Genomic DNA, 13,884 nt, shown 5'->3' with positions numbered 1-13,884 from the left:
TTATACGCTGCTTTCAAGGGCATCACTTGTCCTTGGGGAAGACAGTGCCGAGGTTGCGCCAGTTTTCGTTGGACGCCTGGGCATCCTTGTTCCAGTCCGGGTAGGTGCTCATCATGTCGGGCACCTGGGCCGGCCACCAGCACGGGTCGGAGCACCCGTAGAGGTCGGCCTCCATCGGCTGGCACAGCGACGACACACCGCCGAACGCATCGATTTCCCAGCCTGGGTCGGTGGTCGAGGCACAGCCCGCCACGGAGCTCATGGCCACCACTTCCTCAATGCGGTTCTCGTCCGCGGCCTGATCCAGCTTCAACGCTTTGTTATTGATTGCCTTGAGATGTTTCATATCAGTGAGCCTTGCGCGGAGTGATGTAACTGCTGATGAACGCAGGGTTATGGGCCATGATCCGGGTGTAGACCTCGATGCCGAAGTCGACCCAGTCACGCATCAGTTCGCAGTAGTGATAGGTCGGGTGCGTCGGGTCGCCGTAGCGGGCGTAACTCTCGTGGTAGCAACCGCCGGAGCACAGGTTGCGGATCTGACAGTCTTCGCAGCCGGTGTTGGTGCGGTCCAGGCGCTGGGACAGGAAGTCGTTCAACTCCACCTGCTTGACGCCGCTGTGCACATTGCCGAAGGTCGGCAGGCTCGAACCGGTAAAACGGTGGCACAGGTTCAGCTCGCCCTTGTGATCGACCGCCAGCATCTTCAGGCCCGCGCCGCACGGCAGGGCCTTTTTGTGGCCTTCGTGGATGTCGGTGATCAACTGGTGCAGGTTGGAGAAGCCGATGTTGCGGTGCTCCAGCGCCGCTTCCAGATAGCGCCGACCGAGGCGTTTCATGCTGGCGAAGACTTCGATCAACTCGTCGCTGGTCAGGTTGAAGGTGCTGATGTCGCCGGACGTCACCGGGGCAAAGCCGACTTCGGCGAAACCCAGCTCGTTGAACAGGTGATCCCAGATGGTTTCGACATCGGTCACGCCAGTGGTCAGGGTCACCCGCGCACCCACCGGACGGCTGTTGTAGCGTGACAGCAGCATCTCGGCCTTGCGCCGCACCACGTCATAGGTGCCCTGCCCGCCTACGGTGATGCGGTTGCGGTCGTGCACGGTTTTCGGCCCGTCGATGCTCACCGACAATCCGAAACGGTGGGCATTGAGGTAGTCCACGGTTTCTTCGGTGAGCAGCGTGGCGTTGGTGGTCATGACGAATTCGACGAACTTGCCCGCCTCGCGAAAACGCTTCTCACAGTAATCGACCATGTACTCGATCAGCTTGCGGTTGCTCAGCGGTTCGCCGCCGAAGAACACCACGGTGAAACGCTCTTCGTCCGGGGATTCGCGCAACAGCATTTCCACCGAGGCGATGGCCGTTTCGACGTCCATCTTCTTGCCCGCCGACGGCTTGTCGAGGTCTTCCTTGTAGCAGTAGGTGCAGCTCAGGTTGCAGCCGGTGTTGACGTTGAGCACCACGGTGTTGATCGCCGTGCGCTCGACCCGTTTGGTGGCGATGTCCGGGGTCAGCGGTGAGCCGTCGCTGACCAGTTCCAGGGCCATCAGCTCGCGCAGGGTCTCGGTGATTTCCTCGCCGTTGAAACGCGCGGCCAAGCGCTGGATCAGGTCGTCCGAGGAGCAGCCGGGACCGCGCAGGGTATCGATGATGGTGCCCGTCAGTTCATCGCTGGCGAACAGCGAACTGCTGGGGATGTGAAACAGCATGCGGTCGGCATCGACCTGCACTTCGTGCAGGTTGCGTTCGACCAGATTCAAGATAGCGCCCATTGCAAACCTCCTGTGCAGGCCCCGGTTTGCGGGGCTTGCGGTCATTCCGAAAAAGTGTCTGAAACCGTTTTGGTCAGCCAGGCTCTGGTTTCAACATCACGGAATGGGTGGATTGTTCCAGCGTTGCACGGTCACGATCATGTGGCCTTCGCCGGTCAGGGATTTCCCTGCGTCGTCGACGGCAGCGATCACCTTGAGGTTGCCGGCATTGTTAGTGGACATCTTGCGGGCCGGGTTCGGCCCGGCATCGCCCGGTGTGAACACGCCCGCGTCAGCCCGCATGGTGCCGGCGAACTTGACGTCTTCGTCTTCCTTGGCGCGATCGTCGAAGGCTTCGACCTTCCATTGCGCCGGGAACACGCCGATGCGATACGGCTTGCCATCGGCGCCCTTGCCCCAGGCTTCCGCGTCGAATCGGCCCTGGACCTTCGGCGTCGAACCGCCGCCCTCGCCAATCCGTGCCACCGAGAATTCAGGCACGACCTTGACTGCATCGATCTTGCTGTACACCGACAGGCTCGGGCCTTTCAGCGTACCGACGGTGACTGCACGCGCGCCCGGCTGGGCATTGGCGGCGGCCTTGAGCTTGACTTTGATCTGCTCCGGGCTCTGCGAGACGACTTCGACCACTTCCACGCCTTTGCCGAAGTTCGGCTTGCCGGAAAGTCCGCTGCCGATCAGGGTCACTTCGGTCTCGCTGCCGGCCTTCACGTAGCCCGGTTGCACCGCCAGCAAACGCTGGGAACCCTGTTTGGCGGCGACGAAGTCCAGGCCGCGCTCGTCGTGCTCGGCCTCGAACATGCGGCCCTGCATGGCATTGCCTTGCGCGGCGAACACCTGGCGCATGGTCACGCCATCGATGGTCACGTTGCCGCGCCATTCATAGCCGGTGTAGAGAATCGCGCTGCCGTCGCCATTGAACGGCGAGCCGTCGGCGTATTGGCCGACGACGCTGACCTTGAAGGTGTCGCTGCCGTCGGCGGTCACGCTCATGACACCGGCCAGCTCGCCTTTGCCCGGCAAGTGGCCGCTGAAGCTCCAGTCACCCGCCAGCGCCTCGCTTTTCGGTGCGGCGCTCTGCCATTTTTTCCAGGCCGGGTTGTCCAGCGGATAACGCTTGGCCAGCAGCGGCACCATCTCTTTGCGGGCCAGATCGAACCAGTCGCGGTCGCGGGACAGGGCCTGGTATTCCAGTGACGGCCATTGGCCGAGGTGGAAGTTCACCAGGCGTTCCCACTCCTGGGCCGGACGCCGTTGCAGGGCCACCCGCGCACCGGAGTGGCAGCGGCCGCACATCTGGCTGGTCTGGTCATCGAATTGTTCGACGGTATTGAGCCGGCGTTCCAGCGCATAACGCACGCCATCGGTTTCGCTCGGCGCCAGGCCCTGGGTGTCGGCCAGGTATTTGACCAGCGTGCGACGGTCGTCGTCGCTGATCTGCAAACCGTGCATGGTCTGCATCCGGGCAATGCTCATCAGCCAGCCTTCCGGCGTCTTGCGCTGGTGGCTGATGCGGCTCAGGCCGTTATCGGCTTCGGGGGTATGACAGCCCTGACAGGTTTCCTTGAGGATGGTCTGGGCGTCGCGGGCTGCCAGGCTATGAGGCGAATGCAGCGCTACACAAGCGGCTACGGCCAGCAGGCTGGCGCTCATGCCTGATCGGAGTTTTCTCTTCATCAACGTCGAACCTCGCACGGTGCGTTCTTATTGTTGTGGCTATCGTTTTTATGGTTTCTGCCGTCGGCGGTGAACCGCTGGCGGAGGCAAGAGAAACGTCTGCGATGAGCAATACACGGAGCGTGCCAGCTTATGAATACCTCAATGAATCAATGATTTACTGGAATCGACAGGGGTTTTGCCAGTCATGCCATCGCGGCAACACGTTCAATTTCGCGACAACTGTTGCACTCTGAGACGAGCATAGGTGAGCGTGCGGAGGGCGGATGACCTTCTATCAATTCGCTCGTTTTTTGTAGGAGCTGGCTTGCCAGCGATGGACTACCAGGCAACGCACTCACCCTGCAAGAACGCGTCATCGTTAACGACCATCGCTGGCAAGCCAGCTCCTACGGGGTGCTGCGAGTGTGTCAGTGGCGTCTCAGTTTGCGACAGTCCAGCGCTCGCTCATGCGCTGCTTTTTCCGCGGAAGCCTGCTGACACGGCGCTTTCGGCAAACTGGCACAGCCATTGCGAAAGACCTCGCCACACGAACAAGACGAGGTTTCATCATGTCGCTCCCAAACCTGCTTCCCGCCACTTCGGCATTCATCCAGCGCGCCCCGCGCATGCTCATCGGCGGTGACTGGGTCGAGGCCGCCGACGGCCAGACCATGCCCCTGCACAACCCGGCCACCGGTGAAGTGCTGTGCGTGGTGCCACGGGCAACGCCGGAGGATGTCGATCGCGCCGTACTCGCCGCGCGCCAGGCATTCGACGATTCGTCCTGGACCCGCACCCGCCCCCGGGAGCGGCAGAACCTGTTGTGGAACCTCGCCGACCTGATGCAGCGCGACGCCGAGCTGCTGGCGCAACTGGAATGCCTGAACAACGGTAAAAGCGCGGCCGTGGCCCAGGTGATGGACGTGCAACTGGCCATCGATTTCCTGCGCTACATGGCCGGCTGGGCGACCAAGATCGAAGGCTCGACGGTTGACGTATCGGCACCGCTGATGCCCAACGATCAGTTCCACAGCTTCATCCGTCGTGAAGCGGTGGGCGTGGTCGGTGCCATCGTTGCCTGGAACTTCCCGCTGCTGCTGGCCTGCTGGAAACTCGGCCCGGCCCTGGCCACCGGTTGCACGGTTGTACTCAAACCGGCCGATGAAACCCCGCTGACCGCACTGAAACTCGCCGAGCTGGTGCTGGAGGCCGGTTATCCCGAAGGCGTATTCAACGTGGTCACCGGCACCGGCATCACCGCAGGCTCCGCCCTGACCCACAATCCGCTGGTGGACAAGCTGACCTTCACCGGCTCCACCGCGGTGGGCAAGCAGATCGGCAAGATCGCGATGGACTCCATGACCCGGGTCACCTTGGAACTGGGCGGCAAGTCGCCGACCATCGTCATGGCCGACGCCGACCTGAAAACCGCCGCGGCCGGGGCCGCCAGTGCGATTTTCTTCAATCAGGGCCAGGTCTGCTGCGCAGGTTCGCGGCTGTATGTGCAGCGCAAGCACTTCGACAATGTGGTGGCGGACATCGCCGGAATCGCCAACGCCATGAAACTCGGTAACGGCCTGGACCCGAGCGTCGACATGGGGCCGTTGATCTCGGCGCGCCAGCAGGAGCGCGTCTACGGGTACATCGAGAAGGGCCGGGAAAGCGGCGCGACCATCGCCTGCGGCGGCGAGCAGTTCGGGCCGGGCTTTTTCGTCAAGCCAACAGTGATTGTCGATGTCGATCAGAAGCACTCATTGGTGCAGGAAGAAATCTTCGGTCCGGTACTGGTGGCGATTCCGTTCGACGACGAGGCCGATGCCCTGCGTATGGCCAATGACAGTCCCTACGGCCTGGGGGCGAGCATCTGGTCCAATGACCTGGCGGCGGTGCACCGGATGATTCCGCGCATCAAGTCGGGGTCGGTGTGGGTCAACTGCCACAGCGCCCTGGACCCGGCGTTGCCGTTCGGCGGCTACAAGATGTCCGGCGTCGGGCGTGAGATGGGGTATGCGGCGATCGAGCATTACACCGAGCTGAAGTCGGTGTTGATCAAATTGTGATTTGTAGCGTCCTTCAGGCCGCCTTCGCGGGCAAGCCCGCTCCCACAGTGGAACGCATTCCAGTGTGGGAGCGGGCTTGCCCGCGAAGAGGCCGGTCCAGACAGCTCAAATATCAGGGTTTGTATCCCTGAGCCAACAACCAGCCGCGAACCCTCCTTCCCTGCTCCACCGTCAACCCGGCCAACGCCTGCTCGGCCGGCTCAGTGCGCAATCGCCGCACCAGCGGCGCCACCTCCACCCCCTGCACATGCCAGATCCCCAGCGGCTGATCCACTGTGATCACCACCTCGGCCTCGTCGACAAAGCCATCGCGCAGTACCGGTGCGCGTTCGATTCTCAGGGCATTGAAATCGGCCTCGGCATGGGCGACTTCAGCATCCGGCCATTGCCGTCGTGCCTGCCAGAAGGGCTGATCCAGCCAACGCTGCTCATCGGCATAAAAATCCCGACCGATCCGCGCGAACCGCAGGAACAGCTGTTCCACACGCTGCTGGTGGAAATGCCGGGCCAGGGCCGCTCGCTCAGGTTTGCACAACAGCGTGTTGATCACCGTCGGCGCCTGCAACGCCGAGGAAAGGGATTGAAAGATGCCGTTGCCCGACAACGGGTCCACGGCCATCGCCGCATCGCCGACCCGAATCCAGTTATCGCCGCACACCTGCGGGTTGAGAATCGCCGTGCTGCTGCGCGCATGCAACTGCACATCCAGCTCCGGTTCGCCGCCGAAAAAACCACGGGCCACTGTCGACTCCCCACGTCTTTGCCGGCAGTAATCAAGCAACATGGCCTTGCCTGGCAACCCGGCACTGGCCACGTCCACCGTCCATTGCCAGTAACACTGGCCGTCGGCGCGGCGCGCCATCCATGCCCAGCCGTCCGCAAGGCTTTCCACGGCGCTGGCGGTAATGCCCGGCGTACCTTGCCAGCGATTGAGCAGGCTGACGGTCTCGGGGCCACGCAAGCCCTTGCCGATAGCGGGTGCCTGACGTCCTCGGGCTTCCACGAGAAACGGCGCGAGCAGCGGTTCGTGTCCGTCGATTTCGATTCGGTGGCCATTGGCCGATGACTGAACCCTGAGCACCCGGCCTTCGATCAGCTCGACCCCCGCCAGGCGCAAATCCTCACGCAGGCCTCGGTCAAACACCGGACGGTCGAGCAAGTACTCAATGTTCTGCGCATGGTGCTGGCCGTTCCAGCTCACCTGGCGTTGAGAAGGCAGCGTCGCCTGCGTCAACGCCTGATGCAGGCCCGCGCTGCGCAAGGCATCCAGAACCCGCACGGACACGCCTTCCAGTGCAGCAAAGCGGCGCCACTCGCTGACCAGAGTCACGGCGTAACCCAGTCGCCGCAGCCCCAAGGCCACCGCCGCGCCCGCCGGCCCCGCCCCCACAATCACAACCGCGGTCATGGCCCGAAACGCCGTTCGGGGCCGCGATAACTTGCGTTCTGTCGCAGAAACTCGATGATCTGCTCATTACTGGCATCAGGCCGCTCGACGAGGAACCCGGCGATGTGCCCGCTCAACGCCGCGCAACCGAGGCTCGCCCCGGATTGCCCCGGGTACGTGCCATGCACACAGGCGGCGAAATCCGCCTGGGCGCTGTTGAGCCACGACCACTCCTGTTCGGCGCAGCGCGCATCGCCGGTCACCCGCACCACCTGCGGATAGTTGGCCGGAAACACCCCATCGCCCTGGGCCGGACTCGACGCACACAACAGCACGCCCCGTGCCACCGCCGCCGCGCAGGCCGCGCGCAACAGGCTGCGATCCTGGCGCAGGCCGAGGCTCAGATTGATCAGTCGCACGTTCTGCGCCACCAGCCAGTCAATCGCCGTGGCGATCTGCAAGGCACTGGTGACACCGCGCTGGTCGAACACCTGGGCCACGCAAAACAACGCCGAGGGTGCACGCCGGCCAATCGCCTCGATCACCGCGCTGCCATGCCCCAGCGGATCGTCGCGCAAGTCGCCCTCGGCCAGGCCGTCTTCGAGCAATGAAAAGCGCCGACCGGCGATCACTTGCACCCGTTGCGCCGCCGAATGGCCGCTGTCCACCACACCCACGCGCAACTCAGGTTTCATGCAGCACCGTTTTCGAGGTCAGCACGCCGTCGAGCAATTCGAACCGCAGATCGGCATCGGCCAGGGTTGAAGGGCGATGGCTGATCAGGATGCGCGTGCGTGCGGCAAACAAGCGGTCGATGGCGTCGATGACTTCGCGCTCGGTGGCTTCGTCCACCGCTGAGGTCGCCTCATCGAGCACCAGAATCAAAGGGTCCTGCAACAACGCCCGGGCAATCGCGATGCGCTGCTTCTGCCCACCGGACAGCTGCTGGCCGCGCTCGCCCAGTGGACTGTCGAGTCCTTCGGGCAAGGACTCGATCAGGCTGTCGAGTTGCGCCAGGCGCGCCACTTCAGCAATCGCTTCGCGGCTGGCGTCCGGCACCGCGTAGGCCAGGTTGTCGGCGAGGCTGCCGCGAAACAGCACGATGTCCTGGCTGACGATGGCAATGCGTCGACGCAACTGGAACAGGTCCAGCTCGCGCACATCGACGTCGCCCAAGAGTACTCGTCCCGATTGCGGATCGTGATGCCGTTGCAGCAGGTCGATCAGGGTGGATTTACCCACGCCCGAACCGCCGCTGAGGGCCACTTTCAAACCGTAGGGAATCCGCGCTTCGATGCCGCGCAGGGTCGATTGGCGACCGGGATGGGCGAAGTGCACGTTGTCGAACCAGAGATCGCCGCCATCGGGCATCGGCCGTGGTCTGGCAGGCGTCGACACGGTCGGCTGCTCACCGCGCAACTCCATGACCCGACCGAGGCTGACGGTCATCCGCTGAATCGCCACGTAGAGCCCGAGCAGGCTCTGTACCGGCCCCACGGCCATCCCCAGGTAGGTGGAAAACGCAATCAGCGCACCGAGCTGCCAGGTGCCCTGCACCACCCAGTATCCGCCGATCAAAAAGGCGCAGGCCCGGGACAGCGAGGTCAGTGTGCCCGGCACGGCCTGGGTGAAAAACTCGGTGACTTGCAGGCGCAGCAACTGGCTCATGTAGCCCTGCCCCAGGGTTTCGAGGCGCCGCGCTTCGCGCTGTTGCTGGCCGGCGGACTGGATGAACTTCATCACCGGCAAGGTCTCGACCATGAACGATGACATGTCCGCCGAACGCTCGCGCAACTGCCGCACATCGCGCTCGACCTTGCGCCGCATCCAGCGCAGCCAGAGGACATCGAGGGGGATCAGTACCAGGGCCAGCAGCGACAGTTCCCACGACAGCGTCACCAGCATCGCGATGGCAACCACCAGGCCAATCACACTCGACACCGCCGAGAACAGCGAGTCCACGGCGAACCGCTGGATCTCCGCGACGTCGCCATCGAGGCGAGACATCAGGTCACCGATGCGCCGTTGGCCGTAAAAGCTCGGCGACAGGGTTTGCAGATGCCGGTACAGATCATCGCGCAGGGCAAACAGCATGCGCCCGGACAGTCGCGTGTGCAGGTAGCGGTTGATGCCCGAAAGCGCCGTGCCCAACAGCCCGGCAACGATCATCAGCCCGGCGATCAGCACCAGCATCGGGAAGTTGCGCGCCAGCAGGCCGTCATCGATCAACAGCTTGGTCAGCCACGGTTGCACCAACACCAGCGCCGAAGCGCAGACCGACAAGCCCAGCAGCCCGGCAATCGCCAGGCGATGAGGTCGCACGAAGCTGTACAGCCAGCGCAGCGACGCCTGCAATGCTTCGGGGTTCTGGCTGTCGATCAGCCGAACGATCAGGCGTTGCATCAGGAGCGCAACTGTTTGAGCTTGCGATACAGGGTCGCGCGGCTGATGCCCAGGGCGTCGGCGGCGGCCGAGACGTTGCCCTGATGCGCGTCCAGGGACTGACGGATGAGCTCCAGTTCGTTTTCCCGGATGCTGCCGGCCTGGGGCCGTTCGCTGGCGGTCAATTCGTCGAGCATGCTGTCGGGCAGGTGGTCGAGGGTCAGCACGGTTTCACCCGGTTCGCGCATGGCCAGCGCGGTGCGAAGGACCATCTCCAGCTGGCGGATGTTGCCCGGCCAGTGATAGCCGCTGAGCAAGCGATCGAGATCATCGTGCAGGACAACGGCGGGTGCGCCCAGTGTCCCCAGCATGCGACTGACCAGCGCGGCGAAATCTTCGCGTTCACGCAGGGCCGGGAGCATCACGCTGATGCCGTTGACCCGGTAGAACAGGTCCTCGCGAAAGTGTTTATCTTCCACCAGACGCTTGAGGTCACGGTGGGTGGCGCAGATCAGCGCGACGTCGATGTCCTGCTCTTCGCCAGCACCCAGTGGCGCGACCTTGCGATCCTGCAATACGCGCAACAGTCGGGCCTGCAAGGCCAGGGGCATGTCGCCGATTTCATCGAGGAACAGGGTGCCGCCGTGGGCCTGTTGCAGGCGGCCAACCATGCCGCCCCGGCGTGAACCGGTGAACGCGCCTTCGCGGTAGCCGAACAGTTCGGACTCGATCAGGCCCTCGGGAATGGCCGCGCAGTTCACCGCCACGAAGGGTTTGTCGCAGCGCGCTCCGGCCATGTGCAGGGCACGGGCGATCACCTCTTTGCCGGTGCCGGTTTCGCCCAGTAACAGGACCGGCAGTTCGTTGGCCAACCCTTGACGGGCCATGCGCAAGGCACGGGCGTAGCGCGTATTGCTGCCAGCCAGCGCTTCCAGATCCGGTTGCGCCTTGGCCGGTTTCGCGACCGTGCGTGGCGGGCTGCCGACGTTGATCGAGCGTTGCGGCGCGCGCAGGGTTTTATAGAAGAATTCACCTTTGGCGGTCTGCAGGCTGCCGGTGCCGCCCTGATGCAGGCGCGCCAACAATTGCAGACCGTCGACGCCGAGAAACTCCTCGCAGCGCCGACCGACCAGGGCCGAGCGCTCGGCGTGGAGCAACTGACAAGCCTGGGCGCTGACCGCGAGGATCTGCCCGCCGAGACTCACCGCCAGCAGGCCTTGCCACGGGGATTCAAGGTATTGGCGACGGCTGTGGAAGGCGAGGACAATTTCGTCCGGGTAGCTGGCGTTGAACACCCGGCTTTCGATCTGGCTGACGGCCATGGCCAGTAGCGCCGTGCTGTCGTGGGCGCGGCCGAGCGGGCCTTCGCGGGTCAGGTCGAGGACGCCGAGGATGTCGCCCTGTGGGCAATGGATCGGCACCGAGGTGCAGGAAAAATCACTGAGACGGTCCAGATAATGTTCGCCGCAATCGATCAGGGTCGGCCGGGCTTCCACCAGTGCCGTGCCGAGGGCATTGGTGCCACGGACCGCTTCGCTCCAGCAGGCGCCGAGGGTGATGTCCTGCAGGCCACTGCCCTTGAGGCGGTCGGCGCGGCCTTCGACGGCGAGGATGGTGGCGTCGGAGTTGGCGAGGATGATCAGCCCTTCCTTGCCCTGACGCTCGGCCAGGTAATCGATGGCCGGCAACGCGGCGTCGATCAGCAGGCGATTGCTGGCCAACAACAGGTCCAGGCTGGCGCTCGATTCCAGCGCCAGTTCGTGCTTGGCATTGAAATGCACGCCATGGCTCAGGCTGCGCCGCCACGAGGCATCGATTTCCGCACGCAGGACGCCATCCGGCACTTCGCCTTCCAGATGCAGCTTTTCCCGGGCCAGCCGGGCTTCGCGATGCAGTTTGGGGGAGTTTGTTTTTATTAGCGTCATCAAGCGCTCCGGGTCGTCCGCCCTTGCGCCTTCATACGTCGGCGCCCTGCCGCAATCTTTACGTTAACGTAAGGGCTATGGCAAGTGCCGTAGGGCGTTTGTGTTCCGTCAGGTGGACCGCGTTATCGTTCATCGCTGGCAAGCCAGCTCCTACAGATTCTGCGTTGGCTTCAATATAGCCTTCTACGCGGTCAACTGTAGGAGCCTGGCTTGCCAGCGATGGCGGCATCCCGGGCAGTGCATGACTCAGAGCTGCCACACCTCAGGGCTCACAAAAAACGCCTTGGCATTATCCTCCAGACTCTCCAGGTGATACCCGCCCTCCTGCACGATCAGGCACGGTAACCCGAGGCTGCGAATGCGCTCGCCGAGCATGGCAAACCCTTCGCGGGTCACCGCCACTTTGCTTTGCGGGTCCAGTTCGAAAATATCGAAGCCCAGGGACAGCACCAGCACCTCGGCACCGAAGTCCGTCACCGCCTTCAGCGCTATATCCAGTTGCTCGAGGAAGTCGGCCTCGCTGGCGCCATGGGCCATCGGCAGGTTGAGGTTGAAACCCTCGCCCACCCCGGCACCGCGTTCTTCGGCAAAGCCTGCGACCCCCGGATAGAAGTTGGTCGGATCGCCGTGCACCGAAACGTAGAGCACGTCGTCACGGTCGTAGAAAATCTCCTGAATACCCTGGCCATGGTGCATGTCGGTGTCGAGCACCGCCACCCGTGCGAACCCTTGGCGCAATACCTGGGCCGCCACGGCCGCGTTGTTCACATAGCAGAAACCACCCGCCGCTTCGGCCCGGGCGTGGTGGCCCGGTGGACGGCACAAGGCATAGGCTGCCGGCTCGCCATCGAGCAACGCCTGGGCGCCGGCGATAGCGCTTTGCGCCGACCAGTAGGCCGAACGCCAAGTCTGCTCGCCCACCGGGCAACTGCCATCGGCCAGATAACGTGCAGCCTGGGCGAGTATCCCGCGCAGGGCATTCGGTTCGCGGACGAAGATGTTCGACATCACCTCATCGCCCCAATCCTCCGGAATCTCTTTCCAGCGCTGATGGGCTTCCTGCAAAAACCTCAGGTACGGTGCGCCGTGCACCGCCAGCAGCGGATCGAGCCCGGCGTCGGCCGGTTGCTCGACGCTAAAGCCCAGCGAGTGCGACGCCTGTACCAGGCGCTGCGCACGCTCCGGCACTTCCTGCGGTGTGCGCATCTGGCCACGGGAGTAGTAGCTGCGTGGATGGTGGAGCAATTGTTCCGGGTGGAAAAAACTGCGCATGGAATGAATACCTGTCAGTTAACGTAGATCTTGAAGGCGGACGCATCCCCCTGTGGGAGCGGGCTTGCTCGCGAAAGCGGAGTGTCAGACACCTTCATTACTGAATGACACACCGCTTTCGCGAGCAAGCCCGCTCCCACATGGTCCTGCATTCAGTCGATTTTTTCGGCACGGGCCAGCACGGCGTTGAGCAACACATCGGTACCCTGCCGAACGTCTTCGGGCAACACGTCTTCCGCTTCGTTATGGCTCAACCCGCCCACGCACGGGATGAACACCATCGCCGTCGGGCAGAACCGCGCCAGGTGGATCGCGTCATGCCCGGCGCCGCTGACGATCGATTGCTGAGCGTAGCCCAGCCCATCCACGGCCTGTTGCACCGCCGCCACGCAGGCTGCGTCGAACGGCGTGGCCGGGCTGATCCAGTGGGGAGTGATCGCCAGTTTCAAACCGCGACTGTCGGCTATCGCCTGAAGCCGCGCACGGACCTGTTGCTCCATCGCCTCGATGGTTTCGTCACGGTGATGACGCAGGTCGACGGTGAAGTTCACCAGCCCCGGAATGGTGTTGCGTGACGATTTGTTGATGCTCAACTCACCGACCGTAGTCAGGCCTTCGGGGGCGAAGTCCGCCGCCAGGGCTTCGATGGCCTGGATCATCGGCGCCACGCCGTACAAGGCATCCTTGCGCAGCGGCATAGGCGTCGTACCGGCGTGGGCCGCCATGCCTTCGACCCGCACGTCGAGCCAGCGAATCGCCTGGCCGCCGCTGACGACGCCGATGCTCTTGGCGTTATCTTCGAGGATCGGCCCTTGTTCGATGTGCGCTTCAAAGTAGGCATCCACCGCGCCCCCCAACGGGCGCTCGCCGGCATAACCGGTACGCTGCAGTGCCTCGGCGACGCTGATGCCATCGATATCGCGCACCGCCAGCGCGGCGTCCAGCGCCATGATGCCGGTGAACACCGCCGAGCCGAACATCGCCGGGGTGAAGCGTGCGCCTTCTTCGTTGGTCCACACCGCCACTTCCAGCGGCTTGCGGGTCTGGATCCCCAGATCGTTCAGGCAGCGCACCACTTCCAGGCCGGCGAGCACGCCGTACACGCCATCGAACCGCCCGCCTTCGGGCTGGGTGTCGAGGTGGCTGCCCATCATCACCGGTGCCGCGTCAGGGTCAATGCCGGCGCGGCGGGCGAACAGGTTGCCGATGGCATCCACGCTCAGGGTCATGCCGGCTTCGCGGCACCAGTGGGCAAAAAGTTCGCGACCGGCCTTGTCCTCGTCGCTCAGGGCCAGGCGGCAGCTGCCGCCACGGGCGGTGGCGCCGATTTCGGCCATTGCCATCAGACTCGCCCAGAGGCGTTCGCCATTAATCTTCAACATGAGTTTCTCCACGAAAATTCAAAACGACGATCTCCGTAG

The 13,884-nt window shown here is 63.7% G+C and carries 10 protein-coding genes; 1 reads left to right on the top strand and 9 read right to left on the bottom strand.

Going from position 1 to position 13,884, the window contains the following annotated elements; genetic code table 11:
* Positions 1-22 precede the first annotated feature (22 nt).
* The 3 genes from qhpC to peaA all read right to left on the bottom strand — a co-directional run bounded on the left by qhpC (position 23) and on the right by peaA (position 3,455).
* Positions 23-346 (bottom strand): quinohemoprotein amine dehydrogenase subunit gamma, encoded by a 324-nt coding sequence (gene qhpC / locus AB7M25_RS09315; protein ID WP_007971075.1) that lies wholly within the window; start codon positions 344-346, stop codon positions 23-25.
* Position 347: 1 nt separating this feature from the next.
* Positions 348-1,778 carry a quinohemoprotein amine dehydrogenase maturation protein gene (peaB, locus tag AB7M25_RS09310; RefSeq protein ID WP_104448016.1) on the bottom strand — a complete coding sequence of 477 codons (1,431 nt, stop codon included), beginning with the start codon at positions 1,776-1,778 and terminating at the stop codon, positions 348-350.
* Positions 1,779-1,874: 96 nt separating this feature from the next.
* Positions 1,875-3,455, bottom strand: coding sequence for a quinohemoprotein amine dehydrogenase subunit alpha (gene peaA, locus AB7M25_RS09305; protein WP_429518917.1), 1,581 nt, complete (start codon positions 3,453-3,455; stop codon positions 1,875-1,877).
* Positions 3,456-4,006: 551 nt separating this feature from the next.
* Between peaA and AB7M25_RS09300 the strand changes: the two genes are divergently transcribed.
* Complete coding sequence (locus tag AB7M25_RS09300) at positions 4,007-5,497, top strand: aldehyde dehydrogenase family protein (protein WP_429383645.1); 1,491 nt, start codon at positions 4,007-4,009, stop codon at positions 5,495-5,497.
* Between the two features lie 112 nt (positions 5,498-5,609).
* On the opposite strand, the gene qhpG is transcribed toward AB7M25_RS09300, so the two are convergent.
* The 6 genes from qhpG to AB7M25_RS09270 form a co-directional block, all read right to left on the bottom strand.
* Positions 5,610-6,905: a flavin-dependent monooxygenase QhpG gene (gene qhpG / locus AB7M25_RS09295; RefSeq protein WP_429518918.1), complete on the bottom strand. Its 1,296-nt coding sequence runs from the start codon at positions 6,903-6,905 to the stop codon at positions 5,610-5,612.
* Positions 6,902-7,579 (bottom strand): subtilisin-like serine protease QhpE, encoded by a 678-nt coding sequence (qhpE, locus tag AB7M25_RS09290; protein WP_429518919.1) that lies wholly within the window; start codon positions 7,577-7,579, stop codon positions 6,902-6,904. Before qhpE ends, qhpG begins: the two co-directional genes overlap by 4 nt.
* A complete protein-coding gene (locus AB7M25_RS09285) occupies positions 7,569-9,287 on the bottom strand; it encodes an ABC transporter ATP-binding protein (protein ID WP_454237192.1) in 1,719 nt (572 codons plus the stop codon). Before AB7M25_RS09285 ends, qhpE begins: the two co-directional genes overlap by 11 nt.
* The gene (locus tag AB7M25_RS09280; protein ID WP_454237191.1) at positions 9,287-11,191 is read right to left on the bottom strand and encodes a sigma-54-dependent Fis family transcriptional regulator; all 1,905 of its coding nucleotides are present in this window, start codon (positions 11,189-11,191) and stop codon (positions 9,287-9,289) included. Before AB7M25_RS09280 ends, AB7M25_RS09285 begins: the two co-directional genes overlap by 1 nt.
* Positions 11,192-11,437: 246 nt before the next feature.
* Positions 11,438-12,463 carry a histone deacetylase family protein gene (locus tag AB7M25_RS09275; RefSeq protein ID WP_454237190.1) on the bottom strand — a complete coding sequence of 342 codons (1,026 nt, stop codon included), beginning with the start codon at positions 12,461-12,463 and terminating at the stop codon, positions 11,438-11,440.
* Between the two features lie 152 nt (positions 12,464-12,615).
* The gene (locus AB7M25_RS09270; protein WP_454237189.1) at positions 12,616-13,845 is read right to left on the bottom strand and encodes a Zn-dependent hydrolase; all 1,230 of its coding nucleotides are present in this window, start codon (positions 13,843-13,845) and stop codon (positions 12,616-12,618) included.
* Positions 13,846-13,884: the final 39 nt, after the last annotated feature.

This window comes from Pseudomonas sp. AP3_22 TE3818 (genome assembly GCF_053628995.1).
The sequence above is the reverse complement of the archived record's forward strand: the minus strand, read 5'-3'. Positions and strand labels throughout refer to the sequence as shown.

Coding starts and splice junctions, on each gene's coding strand:
- AB7M25_RS09280 (WP_454237191.1), bottom strand. CDS start 11,191: ATGACGCTAATAAAAACAAACTCCCCCAAACTGCATCGCGAAGCCCGG.
- qhpC (WP_007971075.1), bottom strand. CDS start 346: ATGAAACATCTCAAGGCAATCAATAACAAAGCGTTGAAGCTGGATCAG.
- AB7M25_RS09270 (WP_454237189.1), bottom strand. CDS start 13,845: ATGTTGAAGATTAATGGCGAACGCCTCTGGGCGAGTCTGATGGCAATG.
- qhpG (WP_429518918.1), bottom strand. CDS start 6,905: ATGACCGCGGTTGTGATTGTGGGGGCGGGGCCGGCGGGCGCGGCGGTG.
- peaB (WP_104448016.1), bottom strand. CDS start 1,778: ATGGGCGCTATCTTGAATCTGGTCGAACGCAACCTGCACGAAGTGCAG.
- AB7M25_RS09275 (WP_454237190.1), bottom strand. CDS start 12,463: ATGCGCAGTTTTTTCCACCCGGAACAATTGCTCCACCATCCACGCAGC.
- AB7M25_RS09300 (WP_429383645.1), top strand. CDS start 4,007: ATGTCGCTCCCAAACCTGCTTCCCGCCACTTCGGCATTCATCCAGCGC.
- qhpE (WP_429518919.1), bottom strand. CDS start 7,579: ATGAAACCTGAGTTGCGCGTGGGTGTGGTGGACAGCGGCCATTCGGCG.
- peaA (WP_429518917.1), bottom strand. CDS start 3,455: ATGAAGAGAAAACTCCGATCAGGCATGAGCGCCAGCCTGCTGGCCGTA.
- AB7M25_RS09285 (WP_454237192.1), bottom strand. CDS start 9,287: ATGCAACGCCTGATCGTTCGGCTGATCGACAGCCAGAACCCCGAAGCA.